Below are 23,758 nucleotides of genomic sequence, written 5' to 3'. Positions count from 1 at the left end.
GTCCACCTGGGGGAATGAACCGCCGATAAGTCCGGTTGTACCCGGAGAGTGCTAGGGTGTGCATCGCACCGGCCGCACGGTTTTTTCGAAACCGGCGGAAGTGCTCCTCCTGGTTGCACCGCTCGCGCAAGTCATCGCTCGCGCAAGCCACGGCCGCAGCCTGTCCTTAATCCATTGTGAGGTGTAAATGAGCGGAGAGCACCAGCTCGAACGCTCGGTCCTTGAAGGCAAAGAGCGCGACGAGCTCCACGCCATCGCCGACGCGCTGGGCGTCAAGCCCGGCAGCCGGACGAAGAAGGCCGATTTGGTCGACAAGATCTTGCAGGCGACGGGCGTCACGCCCAACGGCAACGGATCGAACGGCGACGCCGCCGCGGAAAAGCCGAAGAAGGCGCGGGCGACGAAGAAGACCGCGGAGACCGCCGAGGCGGCCGACGCCGCCCCCGAGGCGGCGCCCTCGGCGTCCGCGACCGACGAGCCCGTCGCCGAATCCGCCGCACCGCGGCGGAGCTTTGCTGCCCGCGCCGCCGCCCTGGCCGCGGAATTCGGTAGCGACCCAGCCGCCGACGTCTCGGTGACCGACGTGCCCACGCCCGACGAACTCGTGGCCGGCGCACCCGCGGAGAAGACCGGCTTCGCCGGCAAGCCCCGCGACGGTGGCGAGCGGTCCGAGCGTCCGCAGAACGAGCGCAATCAAGGCGAACGGAACCAGCAGAACCAGAACCGCGATCGCAACCAAAACCGCGATCGCAACAACAGCAACAACCAAGCCGATCAGGGCAACAAGCGCGGTAACCGTCGGCGCCGCGGCCGCGACCGTTTCGACAGCCTCGGTGGCGGCGGAGGTGGCCAAGAGCGCGACATGGCCGGCTATCAGGAGCAGCAGGGGTACTCGGGCGAGACCGAACCGGTCGCCGGCCTCCTCGACATGTCCGACGCCGGCTACGGCCTCATTCGGGTGAAGGGTTACCTGCCGTCACACGACGACATCTACGTGCCCGTGGCCACCGTCAAGCGATTCGGGCTGCGCAAGGGCGACCGCATCGTCGGCACGTCCCGTCCGCCGTTCGCCAACGAGAAGTACGGCGCCGTCGTCGACGTCGAGTCGGTCAGCGGGATGGACATCGACGAAGCCAAGGCCCGTCCGAAGTTCGAAGACCTCACGCCGCTGTTCCCCGACGTGCAGCTCAAGCTCGAGATGCCCGGCGAACCCAACAACATGGTCGCCCGCATCGTCGACCTGATGTCGCCGATCGGCAAGGGCCAGCGCGGCCTCATCGTGTCGCCCCCCAAGGCGGGCAAGACGACCGTGCTCAAGCAGATCGCCACGTCGATCGAAGCCAACAACCCGGGCGTGCACCTCATCGTCCTGCTGGTCGACGAGCGTCCCGAAGAAGTCACCGACATGCGCCGCTCGGTCAAGGGCGAAGTCGTGGCGTCGACCTTCGACCGCCCCTCCGACGAGCACACGCAGGTCGCCGAGCTCACCATCGAGCGCGCCAAGCGCCTCGTCGAGTCCGGCCAGGACGTCGTGATCGTGCTCGACGGCATCACCCGTCTCGCCCGCGCCTACAACATGGCGGCGCCGGCGACGGGCCGCATCATGTCGGGTGGTATCGACACCGGCGCGTTGTATCCGCCGAAGAAGTTCTTCGGTGCGGCCCGCAACCTCGACGAAGGCGGCTCGCTCACGATCCTCGCCACCGCCTTGATCGAGACGGGTTCGAAGATGGACGAAGTCATCTTCGAAGAGTTCAAGGGCACCGGCAACATGGAACTGCGCCTCGATCGTCGCCTGGCGGAGAAGCGCATCTATCCCGCCATCGACGTGAACGCATCGTCGACCCGCCGGGAAGAGCTGCTGTTCGACGCCAAGGCGCTGCAAGCCGTGTGGCGGCTGCGGCGCGTCCTCAGCGGATTGCAGCAAGATGGAACATCTGCGGCCGCTTTGGACTTGTTAATGGACCGCGTCAAGAAGACCAAGACCAACGCTGAGTTCCTCGCCGACGTGGCGACGGGCCCCAGCCCGACCGCATAAGCCGTTAAGGAGACAACCCCATGCCCAAGACCGGAATCCACCCCGAATACACCGAGGCGAAGGTCGTCTGCTCGTGCGGCAACACCTTCACCACCCGTTCCACCAAGAACGAGCTGCACGCAGAGTTGTGCAACGAGTGCCACCCCTTTTACACGGGCAAGCAAAAGCTCGTCGACACCGGCGGCCGCGTCGAGCGCTTCCAGCGCCGGTACGGCAAGCAGGGTTCGAAGAAGAAGGACTAGCTGCCGGTGGACCCGTCCACACGGGCCCGCCTGAATGCAGCCAAGCTCAAGGCCCTCGCTGCATCTGCGGGGGCAACCGGTCTGACGCCGCTGGGGTTTCCCGGCGGCGCCGCCGCGTCCGGCGACGGAACGCTGTGGGTGCTGACCGAGAGCGGCGGCCTCGGCGGACCATTGGCCGTCGCCCTCAAAGCCGACGTCCCTGACCGGCTCGTCGTCATTACCGACGACGACGCCGCCGCCCGCGTCATCGCCCGCCAAGCCACCTACTTCGCGTCCCCCGCCACCATCGAGGTGTACTCCGTCGACGGCACCACCCTGCACTTCTGTGAAGGATCTCCCGTATCTGACACGGAAGATCCTTCACAGAACGGGGTGGCGGCGCCCGAGGGGGTCGACATCGTGGTGGAGGACGGGGTCACACGCTTCGAGGTGCGGGGGCTCGAGATCGGGCGGGTGGAGGACGGCGAGGTCGCCGTCGGGGTCGGCAAGCACGACCGCGAGGCGCACCGCATGGCCAACTCCGCCGCCACCCTCGAAGACCTCGCGGCGCGGGTGAACGCCGGGCGACGCGCCGACGCGCCGCCGAGCCCGATGACGAATCTCGCCCGCGAGCGGTGGCTGCGCTGGATCGCGGTGCGTCACCCGGAGCTCGTGGGTGTGGGGCCGCTCACGCCGGTGGCGCCGCCGACGCCACGCGCCGATCTGCGCGACGCCGGCATCGCGCCGGCGGTCGGCGATGGCGTCGTCGTCGCGTTCTCCGTCGGGGTCGACCCTGACCTGGTGCCGTCGGCAGCCGACGCCCGCGGACAGCATTCGCCGGCCGCCGAACTCGTCCTGGTCGTGCCCGAAGCTGACGCGCTGCCGAACACCTACCGCCTCGCCGCCGCGCTCAAGCGACCGGCACGCGTGGTCACAGTTCCGAACAACTGGCCGGCTCTGGGAGACTGATCGCGTGCGCGACCGCCTGCGAATGCTCGAAGACGAATTCACCGACGTCGAGTCGCGCCTCGCCGCGCCCGACGTTGCCAGCGATCCCAAGGTGCTGCGGGACCTGTCGCGCCGGCACAAGGAACTCGATCCGATCGTGCGGGCCGCCCGCGCCTACGAACGGGCGCACGAGGATCTCGAGGCGGCCAAGGAGATGCTCAAGGAAGCCACCGGTGAAGACCGCGACGTCATGCGGGCCGAAGTCGACGACGCCGAGAAGCGCATCGAGTCGCTCGACGCCGAACTGAAGGTCCTGCTGCTGCCGCCGGATCCCAACGCCGGGCGCAACGTGATCGTCGAGATCCGGGGCGCCGAAGGCGGTGAAGAGGCGAACCTGTGGGCGAAGGACCTCTTCGACATGTACACGCGCTACGCGGATCGCATGAAGTGGAAGGTCGAGGTGCTCGGCTCCGACCCGTCGGACAAGGGTGGCTTCAACGAAGTGGCGTTCATGATCAAGGGCGACAACGTCTGGACTCACATGAAGTTCGAGGGCGGCGCCCACCGCGTGCAACGGGTGCCCGCTACCGAAAGCCAGGGCCGCATCCACACGTCGGCCGCCACCGTCACGGTGCTGCCCGAGGCCGAAGAAGTCGACGTCCAGATCGAAGAGAAGGACCTCAAGATCGACGTGTACCGCTCGTCGGGCCCCGGCGGTCAGTCGGTGAACACCACCGACTCGGCGGTGCGCATCACCCACCTGCCGACGGGACTCGTCGTGTCGATGCAGGATGAGAAGAGCCAGATCCAGAACCGGGCCAAGGCGCTCCAGGTGTTGCGCGCCCGGCTGCTCAAGGCCGAGCAGGACAAGCAGGAAGCCGAGCTGTCCGACGCCCGCAAGTCCCAGGTCGGCAGCGGCGGGCGGGGCGAGAAGATCCGCACCTACAACTACAAGGAAAACCGCGTCACCGACCACCGCATCGGCCTCACGATCTACAAGCTCGACCGTGTGCTCATGGGCGAGCTCGACGAAGTGAGCGACGCGCTGGTCGCCGAAGAGCGCGCCCGCCAACTCGCCGGTGAGCACTAGCACCACCCAGACCTGGAACGAGGCGATCGCCGCGGCCGCCCGCGTCGTCGGTGAGCGCGACGCGCGCCTCATCGTCGGCCACGTCGCCGACTGGAACGCCGCCGAGCTGATCGCCCACGGCGACGAGGTCGTCAACGCCAAGTGCCAGGCGTCGATCGACCAGCGCGTGGAGCGCCGCCGCGCCGGCGAACCACTCCAGTACGTGCTCGGCGCGTGGGGCTTCCGCCAGCTCGACCTGTACGTCGACCGCCGGGTCCTCATCCCGCGTCCCGAGACCGAATGGGTCGTCGAGGTGGCGCTCGCCGCCCTGCGCGCCCTGCGCTACACCAACGAGGCGCCGACCGTGGTCGACCTCGGCACCGGTTCGGGTGCGATCGCGCTGTCGATTGCCAAGGAAGTGCCCGACGCCCACGTGTGGGCCACCGACGCGTCGGCCGACGCCCTCGAGGTCGCCCGGCTCAACCTCATCGGCCTTGGCCAGGCCGCGATCGGCCGCGTCGACCTCAAGCACGGCGACTGGTTCGACGCGCTGCCCGACGCGCTCATGGGCATGATCACCCTCGTCGTGAGCAACCCGCCCTACGTGCGCACCACCGACGCGCTGCCCGCCGAAGTCGCCGACTGGGAACCGGCATCCGCGCTCGTCGCCGGCCACGACGGCCTCGACGACATCCGCCGCATCGTGGCCGCCACCCCTGATTGGCTGGCGCGCCCCGGCGCGCTGGTGGTCGAGCATGCGCCCGACCAGGGCGACGCGATCCAGCAACTCATGCGCGCCGGCGGCGCCGAAGACGTCTCCACGCACAACGACCTCGTCGGCCGGCCGCGCTGCACGGTGGGCAAGTGGTAGCCGACGCCCTGGCGCGCGGGGAGGTCGTCGCAATCCCGACCGACACCGTCTACGGCGTCGCCGTGACGGTGGGCCACAGCGCCGCGCTGTTCGCGCTCAAGGAACGCCCGACCGAGGTGGCATTGCCGGTCCTCATCGCCGATCCCGAGGACGCGGCCCGCTACGCCACCTTCGCCGTCGACCTCACGCATTACTGGCCGGGCGCGCTCACGATCGTCGGCACCCGCACGGAGGCGTCGGCGGCGTGGGACCTCGGCGGCGACGCCACCACCATCGGTCTGCGCTGTCCCGACGACGACGACCTGCGCGCCCTCATCCGCGCCACCGGCCCGCTGATCACCACCAGCGCCAACAAGCACGGCCAGCCGCCCTGCACGACGGCCGCCGAAGTGCGCGCCGCGCTCGGCGACATCCCGCTCCTCGACGGCGGCACCCGCAACGGTCAGCCGTCGACGGTCGTCGACGCCACGCAGGACCCGATCCGCGTCCTGCGCCCGGGCGCAGTCTTCTTGTGACAGTCGTTATCGGCCGATCGACGCCGGGAAAACTCCGCCGGTGAAGCTCGGCGGGTAGGCGAAGAAGCTGTCAAGCACGGTGTTGTCGGCGCCGCTGAAGGCTTGGACGTGGGGTCCGCCGCCGGGCCCGGCGCCGGTGATGATGTCGGCTTTGCCGTCGCCGTTGAGGTCGGCGGCGCCGACGCGGACGCCGCCGGTGAAGGCGGGGGCGTAGGCGTAGAAGCTGCGCAGCACGGTGTTGTCTGCGCCGCTGAAGGCTTGGACGTGGGGTCCGCCGCCGGGGCCAACGCCGGTGATGATGTCGGCTTTGCCGTCGCCGTTGATGTCACCGCCACCGAGATACACACCGCCGGTGAAACCGGGCGCGTACGCGTAGAAGCTGCGCAACACTGAGTTGTCGGCGCCGCTGAAGACCTGCACGTGAGGCCCGCCGCCGGGGCCGGCGCCGGTGATGATGTCGGCTTTGCCGTCGCCGTTGATGTCGGCGGCGCCGACGCGGACGCCGCCGGTGAAGGCGGGGGCGTAGGCGTAGAAGCTGCGCAGCACGGTGTTGTCGGCGCCGCTAAAGGCTTGGACGTGGGGTCCGCCGCCGGGGCCGACGCCGGTGATGATGTCGGCTTTGCCGTCGCCGTTGATGTCACCGGCGGCGACGAACACACCGCCGGTGAAACCGGACGCGTACGCGTAGAAGCTGCGCAACACCGAGTTGTCGACCCCGCTGAACACCTGCACGTGAGGCCCGCCACCTGGACCAGCTCCCACGATGATGTCGAGCACACCGTCACCGTTGACGTCGCCTTGGGCGACCGACGCGCCGCCACCGAAGTCGCCGTACGGCGCTGTGCGCTCCATCTCGCTGCCGTTGCGCGCGAACGTCGCCAGTTGGACCGGCGCTCCGTTGCCGGTGGTAACCACAAGTGGTGGCGTGCCGATGCGCCAGAGCGCTTGCGAGGCGCTGGCGAGAATCAGGCCGTTGAGTTTTTGGAATTGGACACCCCACGTACCCGCGGCGGTCGGGGTCGACTTCGTGCCCGCGACCGTGCCGTCTGTTCGCCAAAAGTCGCTCGGCGACGCCCAATACCACTCGCCATCGATTAGCGATGGCGCGACGCTTGAGCAGCACGGATTTTGCGGAATGTTCGCGAGCGCAAACGTGCCTGGGAGTGTGCCGTCCGAAACCCAAGGCTGGGGGCCGTTCGTGCCATCGTTCGCGTAGAAGACTGTCTTGCCACCGGACGCGTTGCCGATCGACGGGTCCGATCCTGGCTCCTCACCACCAACTTGGGTCGATGGCACGTTGATGTCCTTGAGCATCGTTGTGCCGTTGGTCGTACCGTCGGTCTTCCACAATTCAGTCCCGTGCACGCCATCGTCGGCGGCGAATACCGCAAGGGTCGACGACAACGGATGGAGCAACCCGCCCGTGCCGCTGCCCGCGCCTGGGTTGATGTCCTTGACCATGGTGGTGCCATCGGAGGTGCCGTCTGTCGCCCACAGCTCCTCGCCGTGGCTCGGTTCCGCCGCGCCGAAGTACACCTTGCCTGCGAACGCGGTGAAGGCGCCGAGGCCGGACGAAGTCGCTCCGGCAGCAATGTCTTTCACCAGTGATGTACCGGCTGTCGACCCGTCGCTCTTCCAAAGTTCGGCGCCGACCGACCCGTCGTCCGCGTGAAACCAGATCGTTCCCGCCGCAACTTGCATGATTGCCGGACCGGAACTCGACGCCCCCGGGTCGATGTCCTTAACCATCGTGGTTCCGTCAGACGTGCCGTCCGACACCCATAACTCGCGTCCATGGACGCCGTCGTCCGCCGCGAAATACAGCTTGCCGTTGAAGGCCACGGGCCACTCGCCGCCGGCATAAACCGAGCTGGCGCTACCCGGATTGATGTCCTTGACGAGCGACGTGCCTGCTGCCGTGCCGTCGCTCTTCCACAACTCCATGCCGGTCTCGGGTGCCGTAGACCAGAAGTAAAGAGTGGAACCGACGGCAAACAAGTCCTGGCGGGTCGGCGAACCCTGAGGATTTCCAGTCGTGAGCCGCGATGTCCCAGCCTTCGTTCCGTCGCTTACCCAAAGCGCATAGGGATCGTTTGTCCATTGCGAAACGAAGAAGGCACGATCCCCCGCGGTGACGACGGCACCGTTGTAGATGGCGCTCAGTTCGGGTGCGAAGAACTGGTTCGGTGACGAGGCGCTCGCTCGCGGGCCGCTTAACGCGAGGAGGCTTGCAATCAGTGCTGCGAGCGCGACGAGTTGGACAAAACGGCGGAACATGACGCGAGTCTTACCCGTCCGTCCTTGGTCATCGAGTGATCGCGCGGTCCTTCACGGTCACGGCCGTTCCCACGACCGGTTCGCCCGACTCGAGCCAGGCGATGAAATCGCGGTCGGTCGTCGTCGCCCACGTGCGGGAGTCGTCGCCGACGCGCACGGCGACGGTGCCCATCGCGGGGGAGCCGTCGCGCTCGTGCATCACGACGAAGGACTCCAGCGTGCCGGCGCCGTCGTACTCGTCGACCAGCTTGGTCTGGGGCGTCGCGTTCAGCTCCGGCTGCGGGTTGGCCGACCGGAACGGCGTCGCCGGCGGAGTGGTCGAGTAGATCCCGAGCGAGTGCTTCGTCGAATACCAGCCGTTGCCGGTGACGAGGCCGATCCCCGGCTCGGCGCGCAGGCGCTCGACCATCGACGCGATGCCATGGGTCGTGTAGTTGTTGCCCGGCCCGCCGAAGAAGCACAGGCCGCCGGTCTGCGTGAGCGGCCGCGGGTCGCCGAAGGGGTCGATGCCCATCTCGTTGGCGCTCATCTGCACCATGCACGGGAAGCACGAGTAGATCTCGATGTGGTTCACGTCGTCCATGCCGATGCCGGCGAGGCCGAGCGCGGCGCGGGCGTTGAAGCCGACGGCGGGAGCGCTGTAGAGGTTGGCGCGCTCGGACACGAACCAGTGGTCGTTGCAGTCCGAACCCGACCACGGGAACACCCACTTGTCCTCGGGGATCCCGGCCGCCTGCGCGGCCTCGACAGAGCACACCAGCAGCGCCGCGGCCTGGTCGACGGTCATGTTGGCGTTCTGGTACTTGGTGTACGGGTAACCGATGTAGCGGTTGTCGTCACTCGGCGTGCGGATCTCCTCGGCCGTCATCGGCTCGGGCGACCACGCGTACGGGTTCGACTGGGCCACGACGTTGAAGCGCTGCCACATCTCCGAGACGCGGACCTCGTGGGCGAGCGGGCCGTCGGGGGCTCGACCGCGCAGACCGTTCTCGAACAGCGGGTAGACCTGCGTCGGCATCATCAAGCCGACCGACATCTCGACGTCGTTCGAGCCGTTGCGGTCGTGACCGACGACTTCGGCCATCGGCGCTTCGCTCTCCGCCGACCCCCACGGCAGCGTGACGCCGGCCTGGGACGCCCGGCGCCGGGTGAGGAAGGCCTCGGAGCCGGCGATGAGGACGGAGTCGACCTTGCCCGAGAGGATGTCGTTCGCCGCGCTCGTCATCAACATCTGGGGGCTGTTGCCGCCCACGGTCGACTGCTGGAACTGCTTCGGGTCGGCGTCGATGGCGGCGGCCAGGGCACCCGATGGGTGCTTGAGCCGCCACGACATCACCGCCACGGTCCGCACCGACTGCACCGAAGCCAGGAACTTGGTCGGATCGCCGGCGCCCGAGTCCTGCGCGGCGCGCCGGGCGGCCTCGGCCATCATTTGGATGTTGTCGCCGATGCCGTCGAGGTCGTCGACCGTCGGCTTGCGCATGAGCTGGCCAACGCCAACCACGACCGGCGTGCGGGGATCCAAAGCCATGGGTGCAGAACTTACGAGACGGCCCCGTAGAATCGCCTGATCAACGTTCTCATCGTTTGCACCGCCAACCAGTGCCGCTCGCCGATGGCCGAGGGCATCCTGCGCCACCGCGTCGAGGGCTCGGACCTCGACGTGCACGTGTCGTCGGCCGGGATCATGCAGGGCGGCGCCCCGGCGACGGACCACGCCGTCAGCGTGTGCGCCGACCGCGGCGTCGACATCACGGGGCACGTCAGCCGTCGCCTCGATCGCAGCATCGTGGATGGCGCTGACCTGATCATCTGCATGGCGCGCGAGCACCTGCGCGAGGTCGTCGTCACCTCGTCGCCGGCCTTCGAGCGCACCTTCACCCTGCGCGAACTGGCGCGCCGCATCGAAGCCAACCCGCACGCGTCGCTCGCCGAGCTCCACGTCGGCCGCCAGCTCGCCGACTACGTGAAGGGCGACCCCAACGACGACGTCGCCGATCCCGTCGGCAAGCCCCGTTCCCGCTACGAGGAAACGGCGTGGCAGCTCGACGGCCTCTTGACCCGCGTCGCCACGTGGCTGCCGAACCTCGGCGACCAGGCGCGACGGGCGGCCTCCTGATGAAGATCACCATCGGTTCGGACCACGCCGGCTTCGACCTCAAGTGCCATCTCGTCGCCGCGCTGCACGCGGCCGGCCACGACGTGGACGACATCGGAACGTTCAGCGCGGACTCGGTGGACTACCCGCCGATCTGCGCCGCGGTGGGCCGCGCTGTCGCCCGCGGCGACGCCGACCGCGGCATCGTGCTCGGCGGCAGCGGCCAGGGCGAGCAGATCGCCGCCAACAAGGTCAGAGGCGTGCGGGCCGCCCTGTGCAACGACCTCTACACCGCCAAGATGAGTCGCCTCCACAACGACGCCAACGTGCTGTCGATGGGCGGGCGCATCGTGGCGCCCGGCCTGGCCGAGGAGATCCTCGCCGTGTGGCTGACCACCGAGTTCGAAGGCGGCCGCCACGTCGCCCGCCTCCAGCAAATCGCCGACATCGAAAACGAGAACTGATGCAAAACGACGACGCCGTATTCGACCTCATCGCCCGCGAGAAGGAGCGTCAGATGACGACGCTCCAGCTGATCGCGTCGGAGAACTTCGCCTCGGAGGCGGTGATGGCGGCGACGGGATCGGTCCTCACCAACAAGTACTCCGAGGGGTATCCCGGCAAGCGCTACTACGGCGGCAACCAGGTCGTCGACGAGGTCGAAGCCCTCGCCATCGAGCGCATCAAGGCGCTGTTCGGCGACGCCGCCGTCCACGCCAACGTGCAGCCTCACTCCGGCGCCAACGCCAACGTGGCCGTGTACCTGGCGCTGTTGCAGCCCGGCGACACCGTGCTCGGCCTCAGCCTCGACCACGGTGGCCACCTCACCCACGGCAAGGACGTCAACATCTCGGGCCGGCTGTACAACTTCGTCCCCTACGGCCTCAGCCCGTCCGACGAGCGCCTCGACTACGACCAGATCGCGTCGCTGGCCGAGGAGCACCGCCCGAAGATGATCGTGGCCGGGGCGACGGCCTACAGCCGCATCATCGAACCCGAACCGCTGCGCAAGATCGCCGATTCGGTCGGTGCGCTGTTCATGTTCGACGCCGCCCATATCGCCGGGCTCATCGTCGGCGGCGCGCACCCGAACCCGATGCCCTACGCCGACGTCGTCACCTTCACGACGCACAAGACGCTGCGCGGCCCCCGCGGCGGCTGCATCCTCAGCGCCACCCCCGAGATCGGCAAGAAAATCGACTCCGCCGTGTTCCCCGGCCTCCAGGGCGGTCCCCTCGAGCACGTGATCGCGGCGAAGGCCGTGGCGTTCCACGAGGCGAGCCAGCCCGAGTTCACGGCCTACGCCGAGCAGATCGTGCGCAACGCCCGCGCCCTGGCCGAGGCGCTGGCGGGGGAGGGGTTCCGCATCGTCAGCGGCGGCACCGACAACCACCTCATGCTCGTCGACCTGCGCACCTTCGACGAAGAATTGACCGGCAAGATCGCCCAGGAAACGCTCGACAACGCCGGCATCACGCTCAACAAGAACACGATCCCCGACGACCCGCGGTCGCCCTTCGTCACCAGCGGCTTGCGTATCGGCACCGCGGCGGTCACGACCACCGGCATGACCGAGTCCGAGATGCCGGTCATCGCCCGGCTCATCGGCGAGGCCCTGCGCGGCCGGGACGAAGCCGACACGCTCGCCACCGTGCGCAAGGGAGTCAACGAACTGTGCGCCAAGTTCCCGCCCTACCCCTCTAAGTAGCGTCGCGCCGATGACCTCGGCGGCGACTGCCTATTCGCTGATCCTCGCGATCTCGGCGGCCGCCAGCTACGGGCTCAACTGGGCGTGGCGGGGCTTCGCCACCAAGCACGGCATCGTCAAACGACCCGGCCTGCGCGACCGCGACATCCACACCAACGTGGTGCCCAACGCCAGCGGCGTCGCCATGTTCGGCGCCTTCCTGATCGTGATGCTCGTCGCCTGGTTCCTGCCGTTCTTCCGCGGCGTGTTCCGGGACTCGTCCGAACCGCTCGGCGTCGTGCTCGGCGCCACGATCATCGTGGGCATCCAGTTCATCGACGATCTGCGAGATCTGTCGCCGCCGGCGAAGCTGGCCGGCGTCGTGCTCGGCGCGTCGGTCATGTACATGTTCGGCCTGTCGATGTTCTACTTCCGGATCCCGTTCGCAGGGTTCGTGGTGCTCGCCCCCGACGTCGCCCCGCTCATGACGGTGCTGTGGGTCGCCGGCATGACCCAGGCGATCAACCTCATCGACGGCCTCGACGGCCTCGCCGCCGGGGTGGTCGCCATCGCGGCGGCGGCGTTCACGATCTACGCGCAGCGCCTCTCCGACGGCGGCCTCCTCGCCCCCGAGAACATGGGGCCGCTGCTGGCGGTGATCGCGTGTGGCCTGTGCCTGGGCTACCTGCCCCACAACGTGAACCCGGCCAAGGTGTTCATGGCCGACAGCGGCGCCTACCTCCTCGGCGTGCTGATGGCCGCGTCGACCCTGGTGGTCGGGGGCCGCATCGCGGACCAGTTCAGCGGACAGACCTACTTCTTCTACGCCCCGATCTTCATCCCACTGTTCATCCTCGGCGTGCCGATCCTCGACGTCGCGTTCTCCATCGTGCGCCGCTCGTACCGAAGATCGGGAGTGGGGGGCGCCGACGCCGAACACATCCACCACCGCCTGGTGCGCCTCGGCCACGGCCAGCGGCGCGCGGTGTTCATCCTGTGGGCGTGGACGGCGCTGCTGTCGGGCTTCATCCTCGCCCCGACGTTCGTGACCGGCGACAAGCAGGTACTCAACCGGGTGGTGCCCTTCGCCGCTGGCGCCCTCGGCCTCGCGCTCTACACGCTGTTCCACCCGGGCATCCGCGACAAGAGCAAGGCGAACCACCCCGCGTCGCAGTGGCAGGAAAAGACGCCCGCCAACTAGCCTCCCCGGCCGGTACTTCCCCGAAAATTTCTGTTTCGAAAAGTTTGCGCGCCCGCAGGCTTTGGCTTACATTGAGAAAAGTTTCACAAGGTCAAAACCTCAGTTTTGGAGGACAGGGGAAGGCATGCAGCGAGTAGAGCGGCGGAAGGGATGGGGAGCACGAATCCTCAGCGCCGTGACGGTCTCGCCCCGTGCCGACAACCGCCCCCTCTACGAAGGTTTCAGCGACGCCAGCACGCGTGCCATCCAGCTCGTCGTCACGCCGCTGGTCCTCGCCTTCTTCGGCTTCCTGCTCGACGGCCGGACCCACACCCAGCCGCTGTTCGCCATCGTGTTCGGCGTCCTCGGCCTCGCCAGCGAGTCGTACCGGATGTACCTCGCCTACCAGGCGGAGATGCGCAAGCGGGAGGAGGGCAAGCCGTGGACGAAGTGACGACGGTCAACCCGCAGCGCGACATCGTGGTGGACATGGCCCGCCGCGGCCTGCTGGCGAGCCCCGTGCTCGTCGCTCTCGGCGCCATCGGCTGGGGCCTTCACGGCGCCATCTCGGTGCTCGCCGCGCTTGTCGTCGTGTTGATCAACTTCGCCGCGTCGGCGGCGGTCGTGCGCAAGTCCACGACGCTGCCGCAGTCCTTCATCATGATGTTCGTGCTGGGCGGCTTCGTCGTCCGCATGCTGATGGTGCTGGCCGCCATCACCATCGCCGGCCACATCAGCTGGATCAGCAAGGTGCCCTTCGGTGTCGCCATCGTCGTGACGCACCTCGGCCTCCTGTTTTGGGAGACCCGTTACGTCTCGTTGTCCCTGGCCTATCCGGGCCTCAAGCCTCGTAGAGGAGACGCATAGATGTTTGCGTTGGACGTTCCGCCTACAGCAGAACTCTTCAACTGGCCCGCCATCTGGGGCCACGGTGCCTTCGCGATCAACAAGGTCGTGATCCTCATGCTGATCGCGGCGATCGGCGTGATCGTGTTCTACATGGCGGGCCGCAAGGGCGAGCTCGTGCCTCGCGGTGTGCAAAACGTCGCCGAGATGGCCGTCGACTTCATCGAGAGCGGCATCATCCTGCAGACGATGGGTCCCGACGGCCTGCCCTTCGCCCCGTTCCTGCTGACGGTCTTCTCGTTCATCTTCGCCCTGAACCTCTTCGAGGTCCTGCCGCTGGCCCAGATGCCGCCGAACGCCCGCATCGCCCTGCCGATGTTCATGGCCGTGCTCGTGTGGTTCATCTACAACATCATGGGCATCGCCCGTCAGGGCCTGTGGGGCTACTTCAAGCACATCATGTTCCCCCCCGGCGTCCCCAAGCCGATCTACATCATCCTCACGCCGATCAACCTCATCTCGGACCTCATCGTGCGGCCCTTCGCCCTCATGGTCCGACTCTTCGCCAACCTCTTCGCCGGCCACTTGATCCTCGTGAGCTTCGGCGCTCTCGCCGCCGGCCTCTTCGAGTCGCACGCCCTCGGCGGGCTGTCGAAGGCCGGCGCGGTCCTGCCCTTCGCCCTGCTGGCGGCGCTGACGGGCTTCGAGATCCTCGTGGCCTTCCTGCAGGCCTACATCTTCACCATCCTCGCCGCGGTCTTCACCGGCCTGGCCATGACTGTTCCCGACCACCACTAACCAACAAAAAGGAAACAAGGAGCGAACGTGCTACTGCACCTCACCCTGCTTCACGCCATGCACTTCCTTGGCGCGCAAGACGCCGGCGAGCTCGTCAAGGGCTTGACCGCTATCGGCCGAGGCATTGCCTACGGTGGCGCCGCCATCGGCCCGGGCATCGGCATCGGTATCGTCGTCGGTAACGCGATTACCGCGATGTCGCGCCAGCCGGAGTCCGCTGGCCAGGTCCAGACGACGATGTTCCTCGGCATCGCCTTCACCGAAGCGCTCGCGCTCTTCGGCTTCGTGCTCGCCTTCATCGTCTCGGGTTAAGAGGAGATACGCACATGCGCATTCGTCACCTGCTCGCAGCTGTGGGCATCGCGGCCGGATCGCTGCTCGTCGTCGCCCACCCGGCCTCGGCCAAGCCCGCCGGTGAGCCCGAAGAGCACTGCATCAAGCTGCTCGAAGACGGCAAGTCCGTCGACGACTGCCAGAAGTCGCCCAACCCGTTGCTGCCTGACACCAACGAGTTGCTGTGGGGCGGCGGTGCGTTCCTCGTGGTGTTGGCCGTGCTCAGCAAGCTCGCGTTCCCCGCGATCAAGAAGGGCATGAACGACCGCACGGAACGCATTCGTGGCGAGATCGACGAGGCCGACCGTCTCAAGGCCGAGGCCGCCTCGACCCTGGCGCAGTACCAGGCGTCGGTGGCCGATGCCAAGGCCGAAGCGGCGCGCATCGTCGACGAAGCCCGCACGGCGGCCGAAGCCGTCCGCGCCGACATCATCGCCCGCGCCGAAGCCGAGGCCAACGAGGTCAAGGCCAAGGGCCGCGAGGACGTCGAAGCCGGCAAGGCCCGCGCCATCCAGGAACTGCAGGCGCAGGTCGGCGACCTCACCATTGCCCTGGCGGAGAAGGTGGTCGAGCGCAGTCTCGACGACGCCACCAACCGCCAGCTGATCGACAACTACATCAACAACCTCGGGAATTCCTAATGAGTGCACGAGCTGAGGGTTACGCGGACGCGTTCTACGCGGTCGCCAACGCCGAAGATGCAGTCGCGGCCGTCGAGGACGAGTTGCACGCCGTGGCGCGCACGCTCGAGTCCAACGACGCGTTGCGTACGACGCTGACCGACCAAGCGATCCCCGCCGATCTGCGGCAGGGCATCGTCGAGGATCTCCTCGGCTCGCGTGCTCACCCCGTCACGACGTCGCTGGTCAGCTTTGTGGTGGGAGCTGGCCGCGGTCGTGAACTCCCGGCGATCATCGACGCCTTCATCGCCAAGGCCGCCGACTCGCGGGCCGAGGCGGTTGCCGAGGTTCGCTCGGCCACGCCGCTCGACGACGACCAGAAGGCGCGTCTCGCCGCGGCGCTCGGTAAAGAGACCGGCAAGAAGATCACCGTCAAGGTCACGGTCGACCCGACCGTGCTCGGCGGCATCGTCGCCCAGGTGGGCGACACGGTCATCGACGGCACCGTGCGTCGCCGTCTCGATCAACTCAAGGAAAGCGTGTAGTCCGTGTCCCTTTCGTTCAACATCGAATCCGACGACATCGCGGCCGCGCTGCGCAAGCGCCTCGAGGGCTACACGCCCCAGACGGCGGCGGCCCAGGTCGGCCGCGTCGTCGAGGTCGGCGACGGCATCGCCCGCGTCGGCGGCCTCCCGTCGGCCGGCGTCAACGAGCTGCTCGAGTTCGAGGGCGGCGTCATGGGCATCGCCCTCAACCTCGACGAAGAGTCGATCGGTGCCGTCATCCTCGGTGACGCGCAGCACATCGAGGAAGGCCAGGTCGTCAAGGCCACCGGCCGCATCCTCGAGATCGCCGTCGGCGACGGCCTGCTCGGCCGCGTCGTCGACCCGCTCGGCAACCCGCTCGACGGCAAGGGCCCGATCCCACAGGACATCATCCGCCGCGTCGAGATCCAGGCGCCCGGCGTCGTCGACCGCCAGCCGGTGAAGCAGGCACTGCAGACCGGCATCAAGGTCATCGACGCCATGACGCCGATCGGCCGTGGCCAGCGCGAGCTGATCATCGGCGACCGCAAGACGGGCAAGACCTCCGTCGCCGTCGACACGATCATCAACCAGAAGGGTCTCGGCGTGAAGTGCATCTACGTCGGCGTGGGCCAGAAGGCCTCCACCGTCGCCGAGCTCGTCGCCACCCTCGAAGCCGCCGGCGCCATGGAGTACACCGTCGTGGTCAACGCTTCGGCGTCGGACCCGCCCCCGTTCAAGTACCTCGCTCCGTACTCGGGCTGCGCCATGGGCCAGCACTGGATGGAGAACGGCGAGTCGGCGCTCATCGTCTACGACGACCTGTCCAAGCAGGCCGAGGCCTACCGCGCCATGTCGCTGCTGCTGCGCCGCCCGCCGGGCCGCGAGGCGTACCCGGGCGACGTCTTCTACCTCCACAGCCGCCTGCTCGAGCGTGCGGCCCGCCTGTCCAAGGAACTCGGCGGCGGTTCGCTCACGGCCCTGCCCGTCATCGAGACCAAGGCCGGCGACATCTCGGCCTACATCCCGACCAACGTGATCTCGATCACCGACGGCCAGATCTTCTTGGACCTCGACCTGTTCAACTCGGGCGTGCGCCCGGCGATGAACGTGGGCACCTCGGTGTCCCGAGTCGGCGGATCGGCGCAGATCAAGGCGATGAAGTCGGTCGCCGGTGGTCTCAAGCTCGACCTCGCCAACTTCCGTGAGCTCGAAGCTTTCGCCGGCTTCGGCGCCGAGTTGGACAAGGCCAGCCAGCAGCTGATCGACCGCGGCCGTCGCCTCGTCGAGTTGCTGAAGCAGACCAACGGCCAGCCCATGCCGGTGCAGGAGCAGGTCATCTCGATCTACGCCGGTACCAACGGCTATCTCGACGACCTCGACGTCGCCGACGTCCGTCGCTTCGAGACCGAACTGCTCGCCGACGTGCGCGCCCGCGGCGGCGCCATCCTCGACGCCATCAAGGGCGGCGACTACCCCGAAGACGACATCAAAAAGGCGGTCGAAGACTTCAAGGGTCGCTTCGTGCCGTCGGTCACCGCGGCGGAGTAAGGCAATGGCTGGTGGGCAGGAGCGGGTACTCCGCAGGCGAATCAAGAGCGTGGAGTCTTCGAAGAAGATCACGCGCGCCATGGAGCTCATCGCTGCCAGCCGGATTCACAAGGCGCAGCAGCGAGTGGCGGCGGCTCGTCCCTACAGCGAGCAGATCACGGCCGTGATCCGTAACCTCGCGTCTGCGGGCGCGGGCGGCGGCCATCCGCTGCTCACGCCGCGTGAAGACGTGCGCACCGTCGCCTTCGTCGTCCTCGCCGGCGACCGCGGTCTCGCCGGTGGTTTCAACTCCGGCACGCTGCGCCAAGCGGAGAACGCCCTGCGCGAGCAGATCGCGCAGGGTCGCGACTACGTCCTGATCCTCGTAGGCAAGAAGGCGCGGGACTACTTCCGCTTCCGCGGCTACACGATCGCGGCCAGCTTCACCGGCTTCGTCGACAACCCGTCCTACGAGCACGCGCGTGAAGTGGCAGCGGAGATCCGCAGCCGCTTCGACGCCGGTGAGATCGACCGCGTCGAGCTCGTCTACACGCAGTTCCTCTCCGTCGGCACCCAGCGCGTCGTGACGCGCCAGCTCATGCCCATCGAGATCGAGACCGTCGTCGAGGCGCCCGCGGGCCCCAAGGCCGACTACGAGTACGAGCCTGAGCCCGACGGCATCCTCGACAACCTGCTGCCGCGCTACGCCGAGGCCCGCCTCTTCGCCGCGCTGCTGGACTCGACCGCCTCGTTCTTCGCTGCTCAGCAGCGAGCGATGAAATCCGCCACCGACAACGCGGAGGAACTGATCCGCGTGCTGTCGCGCCAGATGAACCGCGCCCGCCAGGAATCGATCACCACCGAGATCCTCGAGATCGTCGGCGGTGCCGAAGCCCTGGCGCAGGCCGCCACCGATGAGTCGGACTATCTCATCGACCACACGTTTGCCCAAGACCCGTTCGCGCAGCATCACTAGGAGCACGCCAGATATGACTCTCACCGCTGACAACGCCACCGAGCTGAAGGAAGGGCGCATCGTCGCCATCGTCGGCCCGGTCGTCGACGTCGAGTTCCCGCCGGACGGCCTGCCCGAACTGCACACCGCGCTCGAGTTCGAGGTGTACGTCGACGGCCAGCCTTCGACGATCGTCGCCGAAGTGGCCCAGCACATCGGCGACAGCCGCGTGCGCGCCATCTGCATGCGCCCGACGGACGGCCTCGTCCGCGGCGCCGTCGTGCGCAATACCGGCCGGGGCATCACCGTGCCGGTGGGCAACGGCACGCTCGGCCACGTCTTCAACGTGATCGGTACACCGCTGGACGCCCGCGGCGCCGAGGTGCCCGGCCTCGACGAGCGCTGGGAGATCCACCGCCCGGCGCCGAACTTCGCCGACCTCGACTCGGCCACCAAGATGTTCGAGACGGGCCTCAAGGTCGTCGACCTCCTCGAGCCCTACCGCCAGGGCGGCAAGATCGGCCTCTTCGGTGGGGCCGGCGTGGGCAAGACCGTGATGATCCAGGAGATGATCATCCGAGTCGCCCGCCAGCACGGTGGTGTGTCGGTGTTCGCCGGCGTCGGCGAGCGCACCCGTGAGGGCAACGACCTGTGGCTGGAAATGGAAGAGTCCGGCGTTCTCAAGAACACCGCGCTCGTCTACGGCCAGATGGACGAGCCGCCCGGCGTGCGCTTCCGCGTCGCCCTCTCGGCGCTGACGATGGCGGAGTACTTCCGCGACGTGCAGGGCCAGGACGTGCTGCTGTTCATCGACAACATCTTCCGCTTCACCCAGGCCGGCACCGAGGTGTCGACCCTGCTCGGTCGTATGCCGAGCTCGGTGGGTTACTCGCCGACGCTGGCCGACGAGATGGGCGAACTGCAGGAACGCATCACCTCGGTCAAGGGCAAGTCGATCACCTCGCTGCAGGCCGTGTACGTGCCCGCCGACGACTACACCGACCCGGCGCCGTTCACCGCCTTCACCCACTTCGACGCCACCACCAACCTCGACCGCGGCGTGTTCGCCAAGGGCATCTTCCCTGCCGTCGACCCGCTGGCGTCGACGTCGAACATCCTCCAGCCCGGCGTGGTCGGCGACGTGCACTACAACGTCGCCCGCCGCACGATCCAGGTGCTGCAGCGCTACAAGGAACTCCAGGACATCATCGCCATCCTCGGCATCGACGAACTCACCGAAGAGGACAAGGTCCTCGTGTCCCGGGCCCGCAAGATCGAGAAGTTCCTCGGCCAGCCCATGTACGCCGGTGAGCCCTTCACCCAGATCCCCGGTACCAACGTGCCGGTGGCCGAGACGGTCGAAGCCTTCGGCAAGCTGCTCGACGGCGAGTTCGACGACCTGCCCGAGCAGGCGTTCTTCAATGTCGGCGGCATCGACGACCTGCTGAAGAAGGCCGAGCAGCTCAAGGCGGTCGGCTAAAGGTGTCGATGCAGGTCGAGGTCGTCTCGCCCGAGCGCATTCTGTTCTCGGGTGAAGCCGACATGGTCGTGTGCCGGGCCGAGGGAGGCGACATCGCCTTCCTCACCGGCCACGCGCCCTTCATCGGCACGCTCGGCATCGGCATCGTGAAGGTCAACCTGACCGGTGGCGGCACCGAGCACATCGCGGTGCACGGTGGCTTCGTCGAGGTGCGCGACAACCACGTGATCATCCTGTCGGACGTCGCCGAACTCGTCGACCACATCGACGTCGAGCGCGCCCGTCGCGCCAAGGAAGCGGCCGAGGCGAAGATGCGCGCGGGCCACGATGGCGAAGCCGAAGCCGCGTTGCGCCGCGCCGAAGTGCGCATCGAACTCGCCTCGCTCGGTAAGTAGCTAACTTCGCACCGTGCCGCGCCGTCGGCTTGGTGTCGCCCTCCTCATTCCGCGCAATCTCGCGCCTGAGATCGACGGGATCCGCCGCGCCCTCGGCACCGCCACCGTCGGGCAGGTGCCGCCCCACGTCACCCTCGTGCCACCGACGAACGTGCACGAGGAAGACATCGACGACGCCGTCGCGCTGGCGCGCGCCGCGGCCGCCGACGTGGCGCCCCTCGACGTCGTGGTCGGACCGCTCGAGACGTTCTATCCCGTCACCCCGGTGCTGTACTTGCGCGTCTCGGGACCGGGACTCGCTGGCATCGTGGCGCTGCGTGACGCCCTCGACGCCGGTCCGTTCGCGCAGGAACTCACCCATCCCTTCGTCCCACACGTCACGCTGCACGACGACGCCGGTGACGACGTGATCCGCGGCGCCCAGGCCTCGATCGACCACTTCATCGAGCCGGTGCGCTTCGACGCCGTGACGATCCTCGAGCAGGACGACGACGACAAGGTGTGGCGCCCGATCGCCGACGCACCGCTGGGGGAGTCGCCCACCACGCGCACAATCGGCGCGTCGCCGGTGTCGTTCGCGGTGACGCGCTACCCGACCCACGCCGGCGCGACGATGGGTCGCTACCGGTCGCTGTCGGTCGAGGCGTTGGTCGACGGCCGTGTTCTCGGACTGGCACACGGCCACTACGCCCGCGACGGCGTCGCCTGGCTCGACGAGCTCGTCGTCATCGCCGAGACGCGGGGGACCGGCATCGGCGCCCAGCTGGCGCGCGCCTTCGTCGACGCCGCCCGCGACCACCAGGCGACCGAAGTGCGCGCCGCGCGCGGCGCGACGATCGCGGGATTCCTCGTGCGGCTGGGCTTCACCGTCGACCCGGCCGATGAGTTTTCGCTGGTGCTGTAGCTCTACGCTTCAAGGCGCATGAGCAGGGGAGCAGCGGCCGCGCTTGCGGTCATCGCGATCGTCGCCGGCGTCGCCGGCGCGCTCGTCGGCACGCCGTGGAACGACAAGAAGGCGAACAGCGCCATCGGCCCGGCGGTCGCCACGACGGTGCCGCCCCAGGATCCCAACCTCTCGATCGTCGCCACCGCCATCCCGAAGTCGATCGACGTGTTCAGCGCGCCCAACGGTCCCAAGAAGACGTCGCTGGCCAACCCCAACGAGAACGGCGCGCCCCTCACCTTCCTCGAGCGCGACGAGCAGCCCGGGTGGGTGCACGTGCTGCTACCGGTACGACCGAACGGCTCGGACGGCTGGGTACGCGCCAGCGACGTGACCCTCACCAGCCACTACTACAAGATCGTCGTCGAACTCGCGGCGCACCGGGTCATCGTCAGCGACCACGGCAAGGTCTTCCTCGACACGCCTGCCGGCATCGGCAAGGCCGAGACGCAGACGCCCGTCGGCCTCTACTACACCAAGGAACTGCTCCAGCCGCCCAACCCCAACACCGTCTACGGGCACTACGTGTACGGGCTGTCGGGCTTCTCCAACGTCATCTTCCATTTCGAGGGCGGCGAGGGCGTGATCGGCATCCACGGCACCAACGACCCATCGGGTTTGGGCAAGGACGTGAGCCACGGCTGCATCCGCATCTCCAACGACGCCATCGAAATGCTGGCGAAGAAACTGCCCCTTGGCGTCCCCGTCGAGATCCGACAGTAGGCATTTCGCCCAAATCGGGCACACACCGGATTCCGACGTAACTAGTCCGTTCGGGTGAGCTAATAGCGACAATTGGGTATGTGCGCCAGTAGAGTTGGCCGCATCTGGGGCAACGGGATGACTGGAGAGGCAATCCTTTGAAGCGCAACAAGACATGGTTGGCGTGGGCCCTCAGCGTGGGGCTCATCGCGTACCTCGTCGGTGCCGCCACCGTCGGTCGTTCGACGGTGACCACGAACGAGGTCGTCAAGGCATACGCATCCGGTTCGGCGCTGCACCTCGACGCCTTGCAGGCGGCGCCGATCGGCCCGCGTCTTGTCGACATCGAAGGCGCGTTCTCGGCGGTCAACGCCGACTCGTCGGGCTTCGTGGCGGGCGGCCGGCTGAACGAAAACTCGATCCAGACGCAGCCGGATCCCGGCACCAATCCGCCGCCCTCCTTCGTCGGAAAGAACGCGTCTGCCCGCGGTGAAGGCCTCGGCGTCGGCTTGGCTGACAACGTGCCGGACGCGGCGCGCAGCATCCTCGACGAAACCGTGGCCAACGCCACCGCCCCGCCGAACTACAGCGAGTCGCACGAAGCCGGCCCCGTCCCGGGCGACCCGGTCGTGTTCGCGTCGCTGCTGCACACCGACGCGCTGGCCAACTGGGAGCAGTCGACGTGCCTGAGCACGCCGCAGGCCCCGATCGCGTACAGCCGCGGTTACGCGGCCGACGTGCAGGTGCTCGACGCCGGCGCCGCCCAGCCCGATGGTTCGATGGGTTCGCCCGTCGTCGCCACCGACGACACCGACCCGACGCGCAACGCCATCGAGACGCACTCGTTCGTCTACGCCGTGCCCAACAGCAACACCAGCGGTGGTCCGCACTACGGCCTCGTGTCCGAAGTGCACGAGACGTACGCGCCGATCGACCTTGTGCAGAGCCCGACCGCCGGCGGCACCGTCGAACTCGAAGTGCTCGGCGAGTGGTATGCCCGCACGACCGTCGACGGCGTGCACCCGGCCACGATGACCTACGGCGTGACCGACCCGACCACCGGCCTGCCGATGAACCCGACCGACACCGTCATCCGCGTGTCGGCCGGCGGTGCGACGCTGCTGGCCCTCAGCCTCCAGCAGGTCACCGGCAACACGGGTCTCAACATCCCGCTCGGCCCGCTCGGCAGCATCACCCTCGGTGAGGACTTCCGGGCGCTGACGGCCCCCGGTGGCGTCCCGGACCCGGCGTCGAGCCCGACGCTGACCGCAACCCGCGGCGCCGGTGCGATGGACGTCGTGCGCGCCGACTTGCTCGACGATCCGCTGGGCACGTCGGTGGCCGACCTGCGCATCGGTCACTTCGAGAGCGACCTCCAGGTTCCTGACGGCGGCTTCACGTGCCCGTCGCCGACGACCACGACCACCTCGACGTCGACCACGACGACGTCGACCACCACGACGTCGACGACGGTCGCCCCGACCACCACGACGACCGCCGGCCCCACCACGACGACCACGGCGGGACCGACCACCACGACCACGGCCGGACCGACCACCACGACCACGGCCGGACCGACCACGTCGACCACGTCGCCGCCGTCCACCACGTCGCCGCCCACCACGACGGCGCCATCGAACGCCAAGGCCGCCACGGCCCAGCGGGTGCAACCGACCACCGTCGGCTAAGCGCCCTCACATACGAACTGGTACTGCCCAGCACCGCTTT

25 protein-coding genes are annotated in these 23,758 nt (G+C 68.0%); 23 read left to right on the top strand and 2 right to left on the bottom strand.

From position 1 onward, the window contains the following. Positions 1-187 precede the first annotated feature (187 nt). The 6 genes from rho to VHC63_14795 are packed head-to-tail and all read left to right on the top strand — an operon-like array spanning position 188 to position 5,662. Positions 188-2,038, top strand: coding sequence for a transcription termination factor Rho (gene rho / locus VHC63_14820; protein ID HVV37880.1), 1,851 nt, complete (start codon positions 188-190; stop codon positions 2,036-2,038). A 20-nt stretch (positions 2,039-2,058) separates the two neighbouring features. Continuing rightward, entirely contained in the window at positions 2,059-2,280 is a 222-nt protein-coding gene (gene rpmE / locus VHC63_14815) for a 50S ribosomal protein L31 (protein ID HVV37879.1), read from the top strand. 6 nt (positions 2,281-2,286) lie between these two features. Then, positions 2,287-3,228, top strand: a complete 942-nt coding sequence (locus VHC63_14810; GenBank protein HVV37878.1) for a hypothetical protein — start codon at positions 2,287-2,289, stop codon at positions 3,226-3,228. A 4-nt stretch (positions 3,229-3,232) separates the two neighbouring features. After that, positions 3,233-4,297 (top strand): peptide chain release factor 1, encoded by a 1,065-nt coding sequence (gene prfA, locus VHC63_14805; protein HVV37877.1) that lies wholly within the window; start codon positions 3,233-3,235, stop codon positions 4,295-4,297. After that, positions 4,287-5,147, top strand: coding sequence for a peptide chain release factor N(5)-glutamine methyltransferase (gene prmC / locus VHC63_14800; protein ID HVV37876.1), 861 nt, complete (start codon positions 4,287-4,289; stop codon positions 5,145-5,147). Before prfA ends, prmC begins: the two co-directional genes overlap by 11 nt. Then, positions 5,141-5,662: an L-threonylcarbamoyladenylate synthase gene (locus tag VHC63_14795; GenBank protein ID HVV37875.1), complete on the top strand. Its 522-nt coding sequence runs from the start codon at positions 5,141-5,143 to the stop codon at positions 5,660-5,662. Before prmC ends, VHC63_14795 begins: the two co-directional genes overlap by 7 nt. A gap of 6 nt (positions 5,663-5,668) precedes the next feature. Here the strand turns inward: VHC63_14795 and VHC63_14790 are convergent, their stop codons facing one another. Together VHC63_14790 and VHC63_14785 are read right to left on the bottom strand one after the other, a co-directional pair. Then, positions 5,669-7,606, bottom strand: a complete 1,938-nt coding sequence (locus VHC63_14790) for an ELWxxDGT repeat protein (protein HVV37874.1) — start codon at positions 7,604-7,606, stop codon at positions 5,669-5,671. Positions 7,607-7,967: 361 nt separating this feature from the next. Then, entirely contained in the window at positions 7,968-9,470 is a 1,503-nt protein-coding gene (locus VHC63_14785; protein HVV37873.1) for an acetyl-CoA acetyltransferase, read from the bottom strand. Between the two features lie 36 nt (positions 9,471-9,506). Here VHC63_14785 and VHC63_14780 point away from each other — a divergent pair, with 36 nt between their 5' ends. From VHC63_14780 to VHC63_14700, 17 genes are all read left to right on the top strand, one after another. Further along, on the top strand, positions 9,507-10,058 hold the full coding sequence (locus VHC63_14780; GenBank protein HVV37872.1) for a hypothetical protein: 552 nt from the start codon (positions 9,507-9,509) through the stop codon (positions 10,056-10,058). Next, positions 10,058-10,501, top strand: coding sequence for a ribose 5-phosphate isomerase B (gene rpiB / locus VHC63_14775; GenBank protein ID HVV37871.1), 444 nt, complete (start codon positions 10,058-10,060; stop codon positions 10,499-10,501). The genes VHC63_14780 and rpiB overlap by 1 nt, the downstream gene beginning before the upstream one ends. Further along, the gene (gene glyA, locus VHC63_14770) at positions 10,501-11,745 is read left to right on the top strand and encodes a serine hydroxymethyltransferase (protein HVV37870.1); all 1,245 of its coding nucleotides are present in this window, start codon (positions 10,501-10,503) and stop codon (positions 11,743-11,745) included. The genes rpiB and glyA overlap by 1 nt, the downstream gene beginning before the upstream one ends. A gap of 10 nt (positions 11,746-11,755) precedes the next feature. Then, a complete protein-coding gene (locus VHC63_14765; GenBank protein HVV37869.1) occupies positions 11,756-12,925 on the top strand; it encodes an MraY family glycosyltransferase in 1,170 nt (389 codons plus the stop codon). A gap of 175 nt (positions 12,926-13,100) precedes the next feature. Beyond that, the gene (locus VHC63_14760; protein ID HVV37868.1) at positions 13,101-13,358 is read left to right on the top strand and encodes an AtpZ/AtpI family protein; all 258 of its coding nucleotides are present in this window, start codon (positions 13,101-13,103) and stop codon (positions 13,356-13,358) included. After that, entirely contained in the window at positions 13,346-13,771 is a 426-nt protein-coding gene (locus VHC63_14755) for an ATP synthase subunit I (GenBank protein HVV37867.1), read from the top strand. The genes VHC63_14760 and VHC63_14755 overlap by 13 nt, the downstream gene beginning before the upstream one ends. Then, positions 13,772-14,548 carry a F0F1 ATP synthase subunit A gene (gene atpB / locus VHC63_14750; protein HVV37866.1) on the top strand — a complete coding sequence of 259 codons (777 nt, stop codon included), beginning with the start codon at positions 13,772-13,774 and terminating at the stop codon, positions 14,546-14,548. A 27-nt stretch (positions 14,549-14,575) separates the two neighbouring features. Then, entirely contained in the window at positions 14,576-14,860 is a 285-nt protein-coding gene (gene atpE / locus VHC63_14745; GenBank protein HVV37865.1) for an ATP synthase F0 subunit C, read from the top strand. Positions 14,861-14,874: 14 nt separating this feature from the next. Continuing rightward, the gene (atpF, locus tag VHC63_14740; protein ID HVV37864.1) at positions 14,875-15,522 is read left to right on the top strand and encodes a F0F1 ATP synthase subunit B; all 648 of its coding nucleotides are present in this window, start codon (positions 14,875-14,877) and stop codon (positions 15,520-15,522) included. Beyond that, entirely contained in the window at positions 15,522-16,046 is a 525-nt protein-coding gene (gene atpH, locus VHC63_14735) for an ATP synthase F1 subunit delta (protein HVV37863.1), read from the top strand. Before atpF ends, atpH begins: the two co-directional genes overlap by 1 nt. A 3-nt stretch (positions 16,047-16,049) precedes the next feature. Continuing rightward, positions 16,050-17,576, top strand: coding sequence for a F0F1 ATP synthase subunit alpha (gene atpA / locus VHC63_14730; GenBank protein ID HVV37862.1), 1,527 nt, complete (start codon positions 16,050-16,052; stop codon positions 17,574-17,576). Positions 17,577-17,580: 4 nt separating this feature from the next. Then, entirely contained in the window at positions 17,581-18,531 is a 951-nt protein-coding gene (locus tag VHC63_14725) for a F0F1 ATP synthase subunit gamma (GenBank protein ID HVV37861.1), read from the top strand. Between the two features lie 13 nt (positions 18,532-18,544). Next, a complete protein-coding gene (gene atpD / locus VHC63_14720) occupies positions 18,545-19,990 on the top strand; it encodes a F0F1 ATP synthase subunit beta (GenBank protein ID HVV37860.1) in 1,446 nt (481 codons plus the stop codon). Between the two features lie 8 nt (positions 19,991-19,998). Beyond that, the gene (gene atpC, locus VHC63_14715) at positions 19,999-20,385 is read left to right on the top strand and encodes an ATP synthase F1 subunit epsilon (GenBank protein ID HVV37859.1); all 387 of its coding nucleotides are present in this window, start codon (positions 19,999-20,001) and stop codon (positions 20,383-20,385) included. A gap of 13 nt (positions 20,386-20,398) precedes the next feature. Beyond that, on the top strand, positions 20,399-21,289 hold the full coding sequence (locus VHC63_14710) for a GNAT family N-acetyltransferase (GenBank protein HVV37858.1): 891 nt from the start codon (positions 20,399-20,401) through the stop codon (positions 21,287-21,289). An 18-nt stretch (positions 21,290-21,307) separates the two neighbouring features. Further along, entirely contained in the window at positions 21,308-22,051 is a 744-nt protein-coding gene (locus tag VHC63_14705) for a L,D-transpeptidase (GenBank protein ID HVV37857.1), read from the top strand. 137 nt (positions 22,052-22,188) lie between these two features. Then, a complete protein-coding gene (locus VHC63_14700; GenBank protein HVV37856.1) occupies positions 22,189-23,718 on the top strand; it encodes a hypothetical protein in 1,530 nt (509 codons plus the stop codon). The last annotated feature ends 40 nt before the right edge of the window (positions 23,719-23,758 follow it).

The organism is Acidimicrobiales bacterium (assembly GCA_035546775.1).
Lineage (GTDB): Bacteria > Actinomycetota > Acidimicrobiia > Acidimicrobiales > JACCXE01 > JACCXE01.
Note: the sequence above shows the minus strand (reverse complement) of the source record. Positions and strands in the feature narration are given on the sequence as shown.